14 protein-coding genes and 1 pseudogene are annotated in these 16,955 nt (G+C 72.1%); 7 read left to right on the top strand and 8 right to left on the bottom strand.

The window, feature by feature from the left end; genetic code table 11:
• Positions 1–33: 33 nt before the first annotated feature.
• A complete protein-coding gene (locus ACFYPN_RS25025; RefSeq protein WP_358763719.1) occupies positions 34–783 on the bottom strand; it encodes a MerR family transcriptional regulator in 750 nt (249 codons plus the stop codon).
• Between the two features lie 142 nt (positions 784–925).
• Between ACFYPN_RS25025 and ACFYPN_RS25020 the strand changes: the two are divergent.
• Together ACFYPN_RS25020 and ACFYPN_RS25015 are read left to right on the top strand one after the other, a co-directional pair.
• Positions 926–1,401: pseudogene (locus ACFYPN_RS25020) on the top strand (macro domain-containing protein).
• 181 nt (positions 1,402–1,582) lie between these two features.
• Positions 1,583–2,185 carry a TetR family transcriptional regulator gene (locus ACFYPN_RS25015; protein WP_358763732.1) on the top strand — a complete coding sequence of 201 codons (603 nt, stop codon included), beginning with the start codon at positions 1,583–1,585 and terminating at the stop codon, positions 2,183–2,185.
• Here the strand turns inward: ACFYPN_RS25015 and ACFYPN_RS25010 are convergent.
• The gene (locus tag ACFYPN_RS25010) at positions 2,172–3,140 is read right to left on the bottom strand and encodes an oxygenase MpaB family protein (protein WP_358763723.1); all 969 of its coding nucleotides are present in this window, start codon (positions 3,138–3,140) and stop codon (positions 2,172–2,174) included. The two genes, ACFYPN_RS25015 and ACFYPN_RS25010, sit on opposite strands and share 14 nt — an antisense overlap.
• Before the next feature lie 368 nt (positions 3,141–3,508).
• Here ACFYPN_RS25010 and ACFYPN_RS25005 point away from each other — a divergent pair, with 368 nt between their 5' ends.
• Positions 3,509–4,414 (top strand): oxygenase MpaB family protein, encoded by a 906-nt coding sequence (locus ACFYPN_RS25005; RefSeq protein WP_389301151.1) that lies wholly within the window; start codon positions 3,509–3,511, stop codon positions 4,412–4,414.
• A 132-nt stretch (positions 4,415–4,546) separates the two neighbouring features.
• A complete protein-coding gene (locus tag ACFYPN_RS25000) occupies positions 4,547–6,292 on the top strand; it encodes a BCCT family transporter (RefSeq protein WP_358763726.1) in 1,746 nt (581 codons plus the stop codon).
• Between the two features lie 175 nt (positions 6,293–6,467).
• On the opposite strand, the gene ACFYPN_RS24995 is transcribed toward ACFYPN_RS25000, so the two are convergent.
• Positions 6,468–7,391, bottom strand: a complete 924-nt coding sequence (locus tag ACFYPN_RS24995; RefSeq protein WP_358763728.1) for an FAD-dependent oxidoreductase — start codon at positions 7,389–7,391, stop codon at positions 6,468–6,470.
• A gap of 279 nt (positions 7,392–7,670) precedes the next feature.
• Between ACFYPN_RS24995 and ACFYPN_RS24990 the strand changes: the two genes are divergently transcribed.
• Positions 7,671–9,308, top strand: coding sequence for an ABC-F family ATP-binding cassette domain-containing protein (locus ACFYPN_RS24990; protein WP_389301148.1), 1,638 nt, complete (start codon positions 7,671–7,673; stop codon positions 9,306–9,308).
• Positions 9,309–9,478: 170 nt separating this feature from the next.
• Here the strand turns inward: ACFYPN_RS24990 and ACFYPN_RS24985 are convergent, their stop codons facing one another.
• The 3 genes from ACFYPN_RS24985 to ACFYPN_RS24975 form a co-directional block, all read right to left on the bottom strand.
• Positions 9,479–11,890, bottom strand: a complete 2,412-nt coding sequence (locus ACFYPN_RS24985) for a Tex family protein (protein WP_389301145.1) — start codon at positions 11,888–11,890, stop codon at positions 9,479–9,481.
• Between the two features lie 213 nt (positions 11,891–12,103).
• Positions 12,104–12,967: a hypothetical protein gene (locus tag ACFYPN_RS24980; protein ID WP_389301143.1), complete on the bottom strand. Its 864-nt coding sequence runs from the start codon at positions 12,965–12,967 to the stop codon at positions 12,104–12,106.
• A 59-nt stretch (positions 12,968–13,026) separates the two neighbouring features.
• Entirely contained in the window at positions 13,027–13,794 is a 768-nt protein-coding gene (locus ACFYPN_RS24975; RefSeq protein WP_389301140.1) for an enoyl-CoA hydratase/isomerase family protein, read from the bottom strand.
• A 71-nt stretch (positions 13,795–13,865) separates the two neighbouring features.
• Between ACFYPN_RS24975 and ACFYPN_RS24970 the strand changes: the two genes are divergently transcribed.
• Both ACFYPN_RS24970 and ACFYPN_RS24965 read left to right on the top strand, forming a co-directional pair.
• Entirely contained in the window at positions 13,866–14,492 is a 627-nt protein-coding gene (locus tag ACFYPN_RS24970) for an HdeD family acid-resistance protein (RefSeq protein WP_389301137.1), read from the top strand.
• A gap of 155 nt (positions 14,493–14,647) precedes the next feature.
• Entirely contained in the window at positions 14,648–15,100 is a 453-nt protein-coding gene (locus tag ACFYPN_RS24965; RefSeq protein ID WP_389301134.1) for an ATP-binding protein, read from the top strand.
• Between the two features lie 75 nt (positions 15,101–15,175).
• Here the strand turns inward: ACFYPN_RS24965 and idi are convergent, their stop codons facing one another.
• Positions 15,176–15,769, bottom strand: coding sequence for an isopentenyl-diphosphate Delta-isomerase (gene idi, locus ACFYPN_RS24960; RefSeq protein ID WP_389301131.1), 594 nt, complete (start codon positions 15,767–15,769; stop codon positions 15,176–15,178).
• Between the two features lie 159 nt (positions 15,770–15,928).
• Entirely contained in the window at positions 15,929–16,861 is a 933-nt protein-coding gene (locus ACFYPN_RS24955) for a cation diffusion facilitator family transporter (RefSeq protein ID WP_389301254.1), read from the bottom strand.
• Positions 16,862–16,955 lie beyond the last annotated feature (94 nt).

The following is a 16,955-nucleotide window of genomic DNA, read 5'->3' as shown; positions in this document are numbered from 1 at the left end:
GCGGTGGGCTCCTCCGGGCACCTGGATGCCCCGTCACGGAGCCTGGAACGCCGCGCGCAGTTCGGCGGTCAGCGACCGCTGGAACGCGGTCACCAGAGCCTGCATCACCAGCGGCTGCATGTGCGCCGAGAGCGACTTCATCGCGGCCACGTGCTCCGGGTCCGCCTCCCGCTCCCGGTACGGACTCCACACCTCGTCACGGAAGATGCGGGTCAACTCGGTCGCCGCCGACCGGGTGTGCTCGATCAGGATCGTGCGCGCGCTGAGGATCGTCTCGTGCGCGATCGGTACGTCCAGCAGCTCCACCCCCAGCCTGAGCAGACCCGGATCGACCCGGTGGACGCCCTCGGGGGTGTCCACCGTCGTGTCGGGGTCCCCCTCCAGCAGTACCCCCATCGCCGCCAGCCGGTCGAGATCCTGCTCCGTGAGGGGCCGGCCCGCCCGCCGCTCCAGCTCCGCGCCGGTGATCTCCTCGACGCCGTCCGGAGCCCAGGAAGCCACCAGCGCCCGGTGGATCGCCAGATCGTTCGCGCTGAGACCCTCCGGCAACTGCTCCAGATACCGTTCGATCGCGGCCAGCGTCATTCCCTGTCGCTGCAGTTCCTCGATCAGCGCAAGCCGCGACAGATGGCCGGGCCCGTAGTGCCCGACCCGGCGCGGGCCGATGACCGGGGGCGGCAGCAGCCCTCGAGTGCTGTAGAACCGCACGGTGCGCACGGTCACCCCTGCCCGGGCCGCCAGCTCGTCGACGGTGAGGGTCGGCTCCTCGGGCGCGGTCGCCATGTCTGCTCCTCGATGCCCGGAGATGGCCGGATCGGACCTGATCGCCCCGGTGCGGCGATCACGTGCAACAGTATTGCTGTCTCACCACTGTGGTGAAAGCCTCGAAGGCCCACTGTCGGTGCCCGCCCCTACCGTGGACACCATGCCGGAGATCACCTACCTCAAGGGCGACGCCACCGCCCCGCAGGCCGAGGGCGCCAAGCTGATCGTCCACGTCTGCAACGACCTGGGCGGCTGGGGCAAGGGCTTCGTGCTGGCCTCTCCCGCCGCTGGCCCGAACCCGAGGCCGCTTACCGCCGCTGGCACCGGGAGCGCGCCGGGAACGATTTCGGCCTCGGTGCCGTCCAGTTCGTCCAGGTCGGCCCTTTCGTGTGGGTGGCCAACCTGGTGGGCCAGCGAGGGATGCGCCGGGGGAGCGGTGGCGTACCCGTGCGGTACGAGGCGATCGACGCGGGCCTGGAGGCGGTGGCCGTACGCGCCGTCGAGCTGGGCGCGTCCGTGCACATGCCGAGGATCGGCTGCGGGCTCGCCGGCGGCACCTGGTCCCGGGTGGAACCCCTGATCGAGCGGCGACTGGTGAGCCGTGACGTCCCGGTGACGGTCTACGACTTCGGGTGACCGTGAGGCAGGTGCGCTCCGGCTGGGCACGAGCCGTCGGCGGCGCGTCCCGGGGCCGTACCGCTACGGCGCGACGAGGCATGTTCCTTGTAGCGCCGCCGGTTAAGGTGGCGCGGGTGGGGCGACACGGGAGGGCGCGATGACGGCACCGGCCGGCGGCGAGGCACTGGACGAGGCGTCGATGGCGAGGGCGCTCGAAGAGGTCCCGGCGTACGACGCGCTGAGCGAGCAGATCCTCGACGCGGCCCGTGAGCAGTTCATGACCTTCGGGCTGCGCCGCTCGACCGTCGACGACGTGGCCAGGCGGGCCAAGGTCTCCCGGGTCACGGTCTACCGCCGCATCGGCAACAAGGAGGCCCTGGTCTCCGCGTGCCTGCTCCGCGAGTACCGCCGTTTCGTGGGCGAGGTGGACGAAGCGGTGGCCGCGCTGCCGACGGTGGAGGACCGGCTGGTGGCGGGCTTCGTCGCGGTGCTCCGGCACGTCCGTGAACACCCGCTCATCGGGGGCCTGTTGAAGCTGGAACCGGAGGTCATGCTGCCGTTTCTCACGGTGGACGGCGGCCCGGCGCTCCTCGCCATGCGCGACTTCCTGACCGACCGCCTCCGGCGCGCCCAGCGGTTGGAGGGCCGGCCGGAGACGGATTCGGCGCCGGTCGCGGAGGTGATGGTGCGCATCACCGTCTCCTTCCTCCTCAACCCGCTGAGCTGCTTCGAGCTCGACGACGACGAGCAGGTGGCGGCCTTCGCCCGGCGCTGTCTCGTCCCCCTCCTCACGGCCGGCTGAGCCCCTCGGGCCGGCGCACCGCGGGCCGGGGCCCGGAGCGACGGTCGGGGGCGACGCGCGCAGGCGCCTGCGCGGCCTCCGGCATCTCGTCCGGCAGCGGTTCGACCGGGCGGTGCTGCGCCCAGTGCGGCCCCAGGTCGTCGAGCCGGTAGCCGAAGGGGTAACTGCGCGGCCGGGGCCGCGACGGCAGCCATCCGGGCCGGGCGGGCAGCAGTCGTACGCCGTGCGAGCGGGCCCGTACCGAGCGTACCGCCAAGGTCCTCAGCCATCGGGGCTGCGGGGTGAAGCCCAGGGCGCGCAGCAGGGGTTCGTCCAGGAGCGCCAGGGCGAAACGGGCGGCCGGCGGGCGCAGCGGGGACGGATACCGGCTGATCATCGTCCGTAAGGTGGCGGTGGCGACCCGGCGGTTCGCCGGGGCCGGGGCGAACATCTCCGCCTCGTACGCGTCGAGCAGCTCCTCGAACCCCTGGTACGTGGTGGGGACCGATTCGATGCCCATCATCCGGCCCATCTTCCGGCCGACTTCGGCGAGTGCCTGCACCTCCTGCCGGCACAGCGGGCGCCAGCCGAACCGGTCGATCCAGCGCTTGGGGCCGACGACCGTGGTGGCCAGGACGTAGAGGTAGTCCTCGTTGGGGATGCGGTAGCGGCCGTGGATGCGGTTGAGATGGCGCGCGGCGGCCCGCCCGCGTTCCGAGTCAAAGCCGTCGGCGGCCATCTCGTAGCCGATCAGCACCGTGTCGTCGTAGCGCTTCTGCCCGTTCCGCTCGAACTCCTGCGTGCGGTCCAGCAGTACGGAGATGCGCGGGACCCCGAAGTCGCGGAGGAACGCGACGCTCACGCCCTGCCGGTAGTCCCAGGGGAATTCGTACTGGGACATCAGCCGGAGGATCTCGGCGCAGTCCCGTACGGGGTCCATCCGGCGGATCGCCTTCAGGCGGCTGTAACGGCCCATGATGTGCACCCTCCTGCGGATGTGTGCGGTTCACCGTGCCGACCCCGTGTCCGCGACTGCCGCCATCGGACCGTTCAACCTCATCTCCCGGCACGGCAGTTGACATGACGGGGACGCTCGGAGTCAATGTTACAAATACTATTGACTTGTTTCATCGAGGCGTCAACGGATCGGGACGAATCCGCGGCGGGGGTCCGGCTGTGCCCTGCCGGGACGCTCGCTCGCATACTGGAAGCCCCAGGCGGTGTCCGGCGGATCATGGCCGGGTTCGCGACGCCCGGCGCGACCTTGATCCACCGGAGACCACCGCACGCGCGGGCCCCCTGCGGGGTGTGTCCGCCCATCCGCCGATCGCCGGGAGCAGCCGTATGAGAGTTCAGGGAACCGGGCGGACGGACCCCGCACCGCCCCCGCCCGGCGGGGTGCTGTGGAGCCTCGCCGGTGACGTCCGGGGCCTGCTGATGCTGCCCGCCGCCCTCACCCTCCAGGTCGCCCACCCCGCCGTCGGCGCGGGCGTCGACGAGCACTCCGTGTTCCGCACCGACCCCTGGGGGCGGGGCGAGCGGTCCCTGCGCTCCCTCCAGCTCTGGGTCTACGGAGGCGAGGAGGGTGTGGCGGAGGGCCGCAGACTGCGTGCGATGCACCGGACCATCCAGGGCACCGACTCCCGGGGGCGCCGCTACCACGCCCTCACCCCGGCGAACTACGCCTGGGTGCACGCCACCGGCTTTCCGGTCTACCAGCACGCGTCCCGCTACCTCGTGCGCCCGCTCACCGACGCCCAGGAGCGCGCGCTGTACCGGGAATGGCTCCAGGTCGGCCGAGTCCTCGGCATCCACGACCGGGACATGCCCCCGACGATCGAGGAGTTCTGGCCCTACTACCGCAAGGTGCTCGCAGAGGAGCTGGAACGCAACGCGGTCGTCGAGGAACTGGTCGCCACCGACCGGCCCGTACCGCCGCCCGACCGGGGGCCGCTGCTCCTGCGGCTGGTCGCGCGCCTGCTGTGGCCGGTGATCCTCCCCCCGCTCGCCCGCTTCCGCTCCTTCCTGACGGTCGGCCTGATGCCACCCGACGCCCGTGCCGCGATCGGGCTGGAGTGGACACCGGCTCAGGAGCGGCGGCTGCGGCGCTTCGGCGCGGTGGTGCGCCGCGTGGTGCCGGCCCTTCCCGGGCGGCTGCGCTATCTCCCCATGGCCCGCGACGCACGTCGCGCCGCTCGCGCCGCCCGCGCCGCTCATACGGCGGCAGGTGGCGGGGACGGTGGCGGGTAGGGCCGGACGAGGAGAGGAATCCGGGCCAGGAGAGAGGGGGGACCGCCGGGCGCGCAGGGGTCCCGCACCGCTCACGTCGCGTGTGGTACTGCCTACGGGGAGCGATGTCCGGACTCCCGAAAGGTGACACACGTGCCACAGGACGACCAGAGGCCGGAGAGCCCGCCCGTCACGGCGGACCTTTCCGAAGACCCGCACCACGGGCGGAAGCCCGCCACCGACCGGGTGGTCTTCGGAGTCACCGCCGTCCTCACGCTCGCCTTCGTGCTCTGGGGCTCGATCGCCACCGACTCGCTGGAGAGCGTCTCCACCGATCTGCTCGAAGGACTCATTCACAACGGCGGCTGGGCCTTCATGCTCGCCGCATCCGGGTTCGTGGTCTTCGCGCTGTGGCTGGCGATCAGCCGCTACGGAAGGATCTCGCTCGGCCAGGAGGGGGAGGAACCCGAGTTCCGGACCGTCTCCTGGGTCGCGATGATGTTCAGCGCCGGCATGGGCATCGGTCTGATGTTCTACGGAGTGAGCGAACCCCTGGCCCACTTCACCAACCCGCCGCCCGGTACCCGCCCCGCCGACCAGGCCGAGGCGATGGAGACCGCGATGGCCACCACCCTCTTCCACTGGACCCTCCACCCCTGGGCGATCTACGCCGTCGTCGGGCTCGCCATCGCGTACAGCACCTACCGCAGGCGCCGTCGGCAGACGATCAGCGCCGTGTTCGAGCCGCTCATCGGAGCGCGCCACTCGGGGGGCGGTTTCGGCAGGGTCATCGACATCCTCGCGATCTTCGCGACCCTCTTCGGCTCCGCCGCCTCCCTCGGTCTGGGCGCGCTCCAGATCGGCAGCGGCTTCCACGAGCTGAACTGGCGCGAGAAGACGGGTACCGGCCTGCTGGTCGCCATCATCGCCGTGCTCACCGTGGCCTTCGTCGCCTCGGCCGTCTCCGGGGTGGAGAGGGGCATCCAGTGGCTCTCCAACATCAACATGGTGCTCGCGCTGATCCTCGCCGTCTTCGTGTTCGTCGCAGGTCCCACGATCATCGTGCTCGACCTGCTGCCCACCTCCATCGCCGAGTACTTCCGCGAACTGCCCCAGCTCGCCGGCCGTACCGAGGCCACCGGTGAGGGCGAGGTCGCCGACTGGCTGAGCTCCTGGACGGTCTTCTACTGGGCGTGGTGGATCTCCTGGACACCCTTCGTCGGCATGTTCATCGCCCGCATCAGCCGGGGCCGCACCATCCGGCAGTTCATCGGCGGGGTCATCCTCGTGCCGAGCACCGTCAGCCTCGTCTGGTTCGCGATCTTCGGCGGCTCCGCGATCCGGCTCGAGGCCGCCGGCCGGCTCGGCGGTGCCGAAACCCCCGAAGCCCAGCTCTTCGGCGTGCTCCAGGAGTTTCCGGTCGCCACCCTGATGAGCGTGCTGGTGATGATCCTGGTCGGGATCTTCTTCGTCTCCGGCGCCGACGCCGCCTCCATCGTGATGGGCACCCTCTCGCAGAAGGGCGTGCTGGAACCGCGCAAGTGGGTGGTCGTCTTCTGGGGCGTCGTCACCGGTGCGGTGGCCGCCGTCATGCTGCTCATCGGCGACGGCGAGGGCGACGCGCTGGCCGGACTGCAGAACCTGACCATCCTGGTCGCCGCGCCCTTCACGATCGTGATGGTCGGCATGTGCGTCTCCCTCCTGCGGGACCTCCGCCAGGACCCGCTCATCGTCCGGCACGAATTCGGCGTCGAGGCGGTCGAGAGCGCGGTCATCCAGGGGCACGCCAAGTACGACGGCGACTTCGAGATCCGGATCGGCCCCGGGAGCGAGGTCACCGAGGACCACCGCCACCCGCACGAGGACCGGGGCCCCGCCTCCCCACCGACGGCAGACTGAACGAGCGGCGGTACGGGCGGTCCGGCACACGGTGGTCCGGCACAGGGCGGTGCCGGACCACTGCGGGGGCGGGGCGGCGCGGCGCGAGTGACCGTACGCGGGGCAGCCGGTCCCGCGTGGCGCGTGGCGCGTGGCGCGCCGGGCGGGGAGTGACCGCGCCGCCACCGTGCCCCGCTCAGCCCACCAGCCGGGCCGCCTCCCGTGCGCAGCCCCAGGCGACCGTGACCCCGGCGCCGCCGTGCCCGTAGTTGTGGACCACCCGGCCGCCGCCCGGCAGGTCCTCGGCCTCGATCCGTACCCCCGCCTCCCGCGCCGGTCGCAGCCCCACGCGGTGCCCGAGGATCCGGGCCCCCGCGATCTCGGGCCGTATCCGCGCGCACCGCGCGACGATGCCGGCAGCAATGCGCGGATCGGGCTCCATGGACCAGTCGTCGTCCTGTGCCGTCCCGCCCAGCACCAGCCCGTACGGCTGGGGGAACAGGTAGGTCGTCCAGCCCGTCGCCGGATCGGGGGCGGCGGACCACTCGGTGATTCCCGGGTTCTCCACCAGGACGAGCTGGCCGCGCACCGGACGCATCCCGTCGTCCGACGCCAGCGCCGCGGCGCCCAGCCCGGCGCAGTCGACCACCACCTCCGCCTCGGCCGCTGCCTCCGCGAACCCGTGCACCGTACGCCGCCCGACCGTGCCGCCGGCCGCCAGCAGCCGCCGCTCCAACCAGGCCAGGTGGTCGGGCATGCTGATCAGCGGCAGCGTCACCCGCAGCCCCTCGGCCACCTCCACCGCGTCCGGCAGCCGCGCCGCCCAGGGGCCCAGCCCGGCCAGGCGCTCGCCCAGGTGGAGCCCGGCCACCCTTCGCACCCCGGTCTCCTCCGGATCGGCCGCCAGCTCCTCGTGGACGGCCAGCGTCTCCAGGGCCCAGTCGCCCACGGACCGGGCCGGCTCGATCCGGTACGGCCACCACAGGGCCCCCGCCACCGCCGAGGTCGTGTCCCCGGCCGCGTCCCGCGACCAGACCCGCACCCGGTGACCGCGTTCCGCGAGCACCACCGCCGTGGTCAGCCCGCTGACCCCGCCGCCCACCACGATCACGTCCGGCATACCGCCACCCCCGTCGCTTCCGTCACAGACCCGCAGCTGCACCTGTACCTGTACCTGCCACCCGCACCCTTTCACCCCGGAGCGTGGGTCGGCAGGCCCGGCCCGGTCAGTGGCCGCCCCGCGGCGGCTCGCAGTCGGTGCCGTCGGGCAGCTGCCGAAGGCGTCCGCCGTGGTGGAGTCGCGGCTCATCGTCCCCTGCGCGCACCAGGGGGTGCGCGCCGGTCGAGGGCGGCCCGGTTGACCGGCGGGCCGCCCGGAACGCTTAGGATCGGCACCCTGATGACTGCCACTCTCGTCGCCAAGGACCTCGCCGCCGGACACGGCGACCGCACGCTCTTCGCCGGGCTCGACCTCGTCGTCGCCCCCGGGGACGTGATCGGTCTCGTCGGAGTCAACGGGGCCGGTAAATCGTCCCTGCTCCGGCTGCTCGCGGGGCTCGACCAGCCCGAGGAGGGGGAGCTGCGGCTCTCGCCCCCCACCGCCACCGTCGGCCACCTCCCCCAGGAGCCCGAGCGGCGCCCCGGCGAGACCGTGCGGGAGTTCCTCGCCCGGCGCACCGGCGTCGCCGACGCCCAGGCGACGATGGACGCCGCGACCCAGGCCCTCATGGACGGTGCGCCCGGTTCCGACGACGCGTACTCCGAATCGCTGGAACGCTGGCTCGACCTCGGCGGCGCCGACCTCGACGAGCGGGCCGAGGAGGTGGCCGCCGACCTCGGACTCACCGTCGGCCTCGACCTGCCGATGACCGCGCTCTCCGGCGGGCAGGCGGCACGCGCCGGGCTCGCCTCGCTGTTGCTCTCCCGGTACGACGTCTTCCTCCTGGACGAGCCCACCAACGACCTCGACCTCAACGGTCTGGAGCGCCTCGAACGCTTCGTCTCCGGCCTGCGCGCAGGGACCGTCGTCATCAGCCACGACCGCGAGTTCCTCACCCGGACGGTCACCAAGGTCCTCGAACTCGACCTCGCCCAGCAGCAGATCAACCTCTACGGCGGCGGCTACGCCTCCTACCTGGAGGAGCGGGAGCGGGCCCGGACGCACGCCCGTGAGGAGTTCGACGAGTACGCCGACAAGAAGTCGGCCCTCGAGGGCCGCGCCCAGATGCAGCGGGGCTGGATGGACAAGGGCGTGAAGAACGCCCGGCGCAAGGCCACCGACTCCGACAAGCTGGGCCGCAAGTTCCGCAGTGAGGCGAGCGAGAAGCAGGCCGCGAAGGCCCGGCAGACACAGCGCATGATCGAACGCCTGGACGTCGTCGAGGAGCCGCGCAAGGAGTGGGAACTCCGGATGGAGATCGCCACCGCGCCGCGCTCCGGCTCGGTCGTCGCCACCCTGCGCGAAGCCCGGGTGGTACGGGGCGACTTCGCCTTCGGACCCGTCTCGCTCCAGATCGACTGGGCCGACCGGGTCGCCATCACCGGAGCCAATGGTGCGGGCAAGTCCACTTTGCTCGCAGCGCTGTTGGGTCGGCTGCCGGTCGACTCCGGTTCCGCCGTGCTCGGTTCGGGCGTCGTGGTGGGCGAGGTCGACCAGGCGCGCAAGCTCTTCCTCGGCGACGAGACCCTGCTGGCTGCCTTCTGTGCGGCCGTCCCGGACACCGAACCGGCCGAAGTGCGTACCCTGCTGGCCAAGTTCGGGTTGCGCGCCGACCACGTGATGCGCCCCGCGACCACCCTGTCGCCCGGCGAGCGGACCCGCGCGGCACTCGCCCTGCTCCAGGGCAAGGGCGTCAACCTGCTGGTGCTGGACGAACCCACGAACCATCTGGACCTGGTCGCCATCGAGCAGCTGGAGTCGGCGCTCGACTCGTACAACGGCACGCTTGTGCTGGTCACTCACGACCGGCGGATGCTGGAGGCGGTCCGTACGACCCGGCGCGTCGAGGTCGCGGACGGGCGGATCACGGAGTTCTGACGCGCCTCCGCACACGGGCCTCCGCACGCGGGCGGATCACAGGGCGCCGACGGCCCGCACGCGGGTGGGCGGGCAGGGCCGCGGAGGGCCGCGGAGAGGGTCGGCGGCCCACGGAACGCGGGACGGGCCGACCCCGGGGGGCCGGCCCGTCCCGCGTCTTCCGTCGGCCGTCAGCGCTTCCCGCCGCCCCGGCCCTGGTCCGTGAGACCGGCGCGCCGCAGCGCGTCCGCCATCGCACTGTTGGCGGGGGCGGGCGCGGCGGTGGGCCGGGCGCCGCCCGTACCGCTGCCGCGCCGCTCACCGCCCTGCCGGCGCCCTCCGCCGTCCGACTGGCGCTGGCGCGGGGGCCTGCCGCCCTGGCCCGGTGCCGCGTCCCGCTCGCGCCGGCCGCCGCCCTGGCCGGTGGCCGCCTCGTCGTCCAGTCGCAGGGTCAACGAGATCCGCTTGCGCGGGACGTCGACGTCCATGACCTTGACCTTCACGATGTCCCCGGGCTTCACCACGTCGCGCGGGTCCTTCACGAAGGTCCTCGACATCGCCGACACGTGGACCAGACCGTCCTGGTGGACGCCGATGTCGACGAAAGCGCCGAAGGCGGCGACATTGGTGACCACGCCCTCCAGGACCATCCCGGACTCCAGGTCACCGATCTTCTCGACGCCCTCCTTGAAGGTGGCCGTCTTGAAGGCCGGACGGGGGTCCCGGCCCGGCTTCTCCAACTCCTTCAGGATGTCGGTCACCGTCGGCAGGCCGAAGGTCTCGTCCACGAACGCGTCGGCCCGGAGCGACCGCAGCACCTCGGTGTTGCCGATGAGGGACGCGACCTCGGTACCCGCCGTCTTCACCATCCGGCGCACCACCGGGTACGCCTCCGGGTGCACGCTCGATCCGTCCAGCGGGTCGTCGCCGCCCCGGATGCGGAGGAAGCCCGCGCACTGCTCGTACGCCTTCGGGCCGAGCCGGGCCACGTCCTTGAGCGCCTTGCGGGAGCGGAAGGGGCCGTGCGTGTCCCGGTGCGCCACGATGTTCTCCGCGAGCCCGGAGCTGATCCCCGAAACCCGCGAAAGAAGTGGTGTGGAGGCCGTGTTGACGTCGACGCCGACCCCGTTCACACAGTCCTCGACGACCGCGTCGAGGGAGCGGGAGAGCTTCACCTCGGACAGGTCGTGCTGATACTGGCCGACGCCGATCGACTTGGGGTCGATCTTCACCAGCTCGGCCAGCGGGTCCTGCAGGCGGCGGGCGATCGACACCGCGCCCCGCAACGACACGTCCATGTCGGGGAGTTCCTGCGAGGCGAAGGCCGAGGCGGAGTACACCGAGGCGCCCGCCTCCGAGACCATCACCTTGGTGAGCTTCAACTCCGGTTGCCTGTCGCAGAGTTCACCGGCCAGCTTGTCCGTCTCCCGGGATGCGGTGCCGTTGCCGATCGCGATCAGATCCACGGAGTGCGTGCGGCAGAGCCGCTCCAGCTTCGTCAGCGACTCCTCCCACCGGTTCGCCGGGACGTGCGGGTGGATGACGTCGGTCGCGACCACCTTGCCGGTCGCGTCGACCACCGCCACCTTCACGCCGGTACGGAAACCGGGGTCGAGGCCCAGCGTCGTCCGGGTGCCCGCCGGAGCGGCCAGCAGCAGATCGCGGAGGTTGGAGGCGAAGACGCGTACCGCCTCGTCCTCCGCCGCCGTGCGCAGTCGCAGCCGGAGGTCGATGCCGAGGTGCACCAGGATGCGGGTGCGCCAGGCCCAGCGGACCGTGTCGCCGAGCCACTTGTCACCCGGCCGCCCCCGGTCCGCGATGCCGAAGCGGCGCGCGACCATGTTCTCGTAGCCGGAGGGGCCGGGCTCCTGGGAGGGCTCCTCCGGCTCCAGCACCAGGTCGAGCACGTCCTCCTTCTCGCCCCGGAGCATGGCGAGAATCCGGTGGGAGGGCAGAGCGGTGAAGGGCTCGGTGAAGTCGAAGTAGTCGGCGAACTTCGCTCCCTCCTCCTCCTTCCCCGCCCGCACCTTCGCCGCGAGCCGGCCGCGCGTCCACATCCGCTCGCGCAGCTCGCCGGTCAGGTCGGCGTCCTCGGAGAAGCGCTCGGTGAGGATCGACCGGGCGCCCTCCAGCGCCGCCGCGCCGTCCGCGACCCCCTTCTCCGCGTCCACGAACGCCGCCGCGGCGGTGAGCGGGTCGACGGAAGGGTCACCGAGCAGCCTGTCGGCCAGCGGCTCCAGACCCGCCTCGCGGGCGATCTGCGCCTTCGTCCGCCGCTTCGGCTTGAACGGGAGGTAGATGTCCTCCAGCCGCGACTTGGTGTCCGCCGCCCGGATGCGGGCCTCCAGGGCCTCGTCGAGCTTGCCCTGCTCGGCGACGGATTCGAGGATCGCGGCCCGGCGGTCCTCCAGCTCCCGCAGATAGCGCAACCGCTCTTCGAGCGTGCGCAGCTGCGCGTCGTCGAGCATCTCCGTCGCTTCCTTGCGGTAGCGCGCGATGAACGGGACGGTCGACCCGCCGTCGAGCAAGGCGACGGCTGCCGTCACCTGTCGCTCACGTACGCCGAGTTCCTCGGCGATCCTGCCTTCGATGGACGTCGTCACGGTGTTCCCGGCTCGCCTTCTCGTACTGACTGTGCTGCTGGCTCTGCTGACGGCCCGCCCGCCGTGCGGAGCGGGCTCCGTACCGCGGGCGGGCGTCATGCGGGGTGGTCCCCTTCGCCTGCATTGTGCCGGGTGGCCGGGGGCCCTGTCGCGCGACCTCCGGGAAGACGGGCGGCAACCAGGAGACGTACGCGGCCCTGCCCGCCCCGGGGCTCAGCCCTTGCCGACGAGATCGCCGGGGAACGCCCCGGCCGCGGCGGCGGTGAAGAGGAAGCCGCGTGCCAGCTCGGTCAGCCGGGCCACCCCGTCCGCGCCGAGGTGCTCGTACGGCGCTGCGTCCAGCCGGTCGGTCGTCTCCTCCAGCTCCGCCCGCAGGGCGGTCCCCGCCTCCGTCAGGGAGCCCTCGTCGTCCAGCAGCCCCCGCCCGCGCAGCCGGCCCGAGGCCGCGTCCCAGTCCTCGCGGTGCCAGCCCCGGGTGCCGATTACCCAGCGCGGGGACATGCCCTTTCCGGTCGCCGTGTGGCTGACCAGCGCTTCGACGGGGTCGAGGCCGGCGGCGAGCAGTGCGGCGAGGTGCCCGTCGCCGCGGTGCTCGCGCAGCAGCGCGGCGGCGTGCCAGAAGGCGAGGTGCGGCTCGTCGGGGACGGGCAGATCGGCGTTGGCGGCGTAGAGCGGCCGGGCGTGGCGGGTGCACGCCTCGGCGGCCCGCAGGGCCAGCCCGGCGGCCTCCGCCATCGTGGGTGAGCCGATGATCTCCTCGCCGAGCAGCCGGCGCAGGGTGGCGTCGGCCGCGCGGAGCCTGGCGGCGAGTACCGCCTCGGGAGAGGCGACCGACCAGACGGCCGGCAGATGGCGGGCCACCAGCTCGTGGTTGAAGTTGTAGAAGGTCGACGTCACCGCGCCGGCCCCGACCGCGCCGAGCGCGGCGCCCCGGGCGGCGAAGTACGCGGCCCGCGCGTCGTCGATCCCGAGCGCGCCGAGTTCGTCGGTGAGATCGGGGGAGAAGAAGAGCGTCGAATGGAGCGGGTTGACCGCGTTGTGGCAACGGCGGCCGGCGCGGGGCGGCAGAGTACTCATGAGCCGCACATTACCGACTGGTCAGTATGGAGGGAACCCCCGGTCCTCGCCGCGGGCGCTCACGGCGTTGGCCGGGCGGTGGTCCAGGTGAAGCGCGGCGGCCGCCGCTCCAGGAAGGCGCGTACGCCCTCCGCCGTGTCCTCGCTCGTCCGGGCCTGCGCGGCCCAGTACGCGTCCCGGTCGGTGCGGCCCGTGACGAACTCCTTCGCCGCCGCCTGGGTCAGCTGGGACCGCGACGCGAGGACGCGGCAGAACTCCGCCACCCGGCCGGCCAGCTCCGCGGGCGGGAGCACCTCGTCGACCAGCCCCGTGCGCAGGGCCCGCTCGGCGCCGATCAGCTCTCCGGAGAAGAGGAGGTACTTCGCGGTCGCCGGTCCCACCAGCCCGACGAGCCGCCGGGTCGAGGAGGCCGAGTAGACGATCCCCAGCTTGGCCGGGGTGACGCCGAACCGCGCGCCCTCCTCGGCGAACCGGAGGTCGCAGGCGGCCGCCAGCTGGCTGCCGCCCCCCACGCAGAAGCCGCGAACCGCTGCGAGCGTCGGCCGGGGGAACGCGGCCAGCGCCTCCTCGGCTTCCACCGTGAGTTCCGAGGTCAGCTTCCCGGGCTCCTGGAGGGAGGAGATGTCCGCCCCCGCGCAGAAGGTGTCACCCGCGCCCGTGAGTACCAGCACCCGTACCGAGACATCGGCCGCCAGCCCTGCCAGCAGGAGGGGCAGATCCCGCCACATCGGGGCCGTCATGGCGTTCCGTTTCGCGGGATTGCTGATGACGACGGTCGCCACCCCGTCCGCGACGGTGTGCTCCAGCTGTGGTTCGGTGCGGTCCATGGGCCGGATGCTATCCGTACGGTTCGCTCCTATGATCCGACAAGGGGACCACCCGTCGCGAGGAGCTGTCGATGGCCGATTCCCGGGACCGGCGCAGAAAGCTCGACCGCAGTTTCGGCACGCTGGTCGTGCTCGGTACCCTGCTCGTCGCCGCAGGCGTCGTCGGTCTCATCCACACCGGCGTCGCCACCCTCACCACGATGCTGCTCTTCGGCTGGCTCCTGCTGATCGGTGGTCTGGTCGGCCTGGCCCACGCGGTCCAGTCCCGGGGCAGCAGATTCTTCTGGCTCGCCCTCGTGGTCGCCGCATTGAACATCGCGGCCGGGGTGGTCGTGATCCACGACCCGCGCGGCAGCGCCGAGGCACTCACCATGTTCGCCGCGCTGCTCTTCCTCACCGGCGGGCTGTTCCGGCTCGTCGGCTCCGTGGTGGTGCGCGGGCCGCAGTTCGGCTGGACGTTGCTGCAGGGTGCCTTCGGCCTGCTGCTGGGCCTGCTGGTGCTCTTCGACTGGCCGCACAGCAGCAGGTACGTCCTCGGGCTCTTCTTCTCGCTCTCGCTGCTCTTCGACGGCCTGGGCCTGATCGCGATCGGCGTCGGTGGCCGGCAGGTCGTCGGGCTGGTCACCGAGCAGATGGCCGCGGACGGCGACGGCGGAGGAAGCAGGCCGAATATTGCCCCAGAAGGTGGCCAGAAGTAGTCCACATGCGACGCCACCATACGGAGCCGGTCAGAACGAGTCGATAGGTGCCCACTTCCTGTCAGTGGCAGGACCGGAGCTCCGAGGTTCTCGACACTCGTCAGTCAACGGACACAGTGGTCAGCGATACGCGAACCGAAAGCGGGTGCCGGATCATGGAGAGCCGCGGGAGTGTTCCGGCCCATCCCGTGCCGTACGAAGGGGTGTGGCGCTTCACCGCCCCCGCCGTCGACGTCTCGGTTCCGCAGGCCCGCCACGCGGTACGTGACCTGATCGCGAGGCAGGGCGTACCCGTGCAGGACGACATCCTCCAGGGGCTGCTGCTGATCGTCTCGGAGCTGGCGACCAACGCGGTCAAGCACGCGGCCCTCCTCTCGCCCGAACTGGCGGTGGAGGTGGCCATCGGGGTGGACTGGATCAGGGTGTCGGTCGAGGACAACCACCCTTACCGCCCCACCGCTCTGGAGACCGACCACGCCCAGACGGGCGGCCGGGGGCTCCTGCTCGTGAAGGAGGTCACCGCCGAGGCGGGCGGTACCTGCGACGTGGAGCACACCGCGACCGGCGGGAAGATCATCTGGGCGGTACTCCCGCTGCAGTCCCTCTGACGGCACGACCGTCCCGGTGCGGCAGGACCGCCGGAGCGGCCCGCCGGTCGTGCCGGCGCCCCCTCCCGCGCGCCGTCACCAGCCGGCGGAGGGGCCCGTCAGCTCACGGATCGCCGGTCGCGCCGCGTCGAGAACGGTCATGAACCACGCGGAGAACGGCCCCTCGGCGTGCCGCTCGGTGAGTTCCGCGGCGGTCACGAACACCGTCTCGCCGACCTCCTCCGGGTCGGGCCGGGGGACGTCCTGGGCCAGGCCGACGTACAGGTGGTTGAACTCCTGCTCCACCAGGCCCGACGCGGGGTCGGGGTGGTTGTAGCGCACGGTCCCGGCCGCCGCCATCAGGGAGGGCGAGATGCCCAGCTCCTCGTGCGTGCGCCGGGCGGCGGCGGCGAAGGGGGCCTCGCCCGGGTAGGGGTGGCCGCAGCAGGTGTTCGACCACACGCCGGGGGAGTGGTACTTGCCGAGCGCACGGCGCTGGAGCAACAGGCGTCCCCGCTCGTCGAAGAGGAAGACCGAGAAGGCACGGTGCAGCCGGCCGGGCGCCTGGTGGGCGGCGAGCTTCTCCGCGGTGCCGATGGTGGTGCCGCTCTCGTCGACCAGTTCGAGCATGATCGCTTCTGCGGAGCCGTTCGACGAGCTGTGCGTCGCGGTGGCTGGTGTGGTCGGCATACCCATCCTTCGCTTTGGTCCCCGGCCTTGTGCGCCCGGGCCCCTGGAGTCCGGTCAAGTCTGCCCCACAAATGCCGCTTGTCCGTACTTCGGGTCCGGGCATGTCAGCCTCAGGGCGGCCCGGGCGGACGCGCGGGGCGTCCCCTGGTCACCCCGTCGTCACCTGCAGAGCCTTGCCTCGTGGACGGCGTGTCCGCTCGGTTCCAGTTGGAAGGTGCAGTGCTCCACGTCGAAGTGGTCGCCGACGCAGCCCTGGAGGTCGTGGAGGAGTTTCTCGTGTCCGATGGAGTCCAGCATCTCCTGATGGACGACGACGTGGGCCGAGAGCACCGGCATGCCGGAGGTGATCGTCCAGGCGTGCAGGTCGTGGACGTCGAGTACCCCGGGCAGGGCGGTGATGTGGGCGCGCACCTCGGCCATGTCCACCCCCTTGGGTGCGGACTCCAGCAGCACGTTGACGGTCTCGCGGAGCAGTTTCACCGTGCGGGGCACGATCATCAGTCCGATCACCAGGGAGGCGATCGGGTCGGCCGCCTGCCAGCCGGTGGTCAGGATGACGCCCGCGGCGACGAGGACGGTGACCGAGCCGAGGGTGTCCGCGAGCACCTCGAGATAGGCGCCACGGACGTTGAGGCTGTCCTTCTGCCCGCCGATCAGCAGGGTCAGCGAGACCAGATTGGCGACGAGGCCCACGGTGGCGAAGGCGATGGCCAGGCCACCGCGGGTGTCCGCCGGAGTGATGAAGCGGTTGACCGCCTCGAAGACCAGGAAGCCGCCGACGCCCAGCAGCAGGAGGCAGTTCGCCAGTGCCGCCAGGATCTCGGCGCGGGCGAACCCGAAGGTGCGGTTCGGTCCCGCCGGCCGGTTGGCGAAGTGGATGGCCAGCAGGGCCATGCCGAGTCCCAGGCCGTCCGTCGCCATGTGGGCGGCGTCCGCGATCAGGGCGAGCGAATCGGCGAGCAGGCCGCCGACGATCTCCATGACCATCACGCCGAGAGTGATGCCCAGGGCGATCCTGAGCCGTCCCAGGTACGCGGCCGACGCCGTCGCGGGTGTGCCGTGCGTATGACCGTGGTCGTGGCCGGCCCCCATGCGCATGCCTCCAGACGGTGGTAAGGCTCGGACCTCGCCGCCCGATGAGGCCCAGTGAACTACGGGCCGGGGGTATCGGGCAACACGGTGTTGA

Source organism: Streptomyces sp. NPDC005576 (assembly GCF_042871745.1).
Classification (GTDB): Bacteria; Actinomycetota; Actinomycetes; order Streptomycetales; family Streptomycetaceae; genus Streptomyces.
This window is presented reverse-complemented; position numbering and strand designations above follow the sequence as displayed.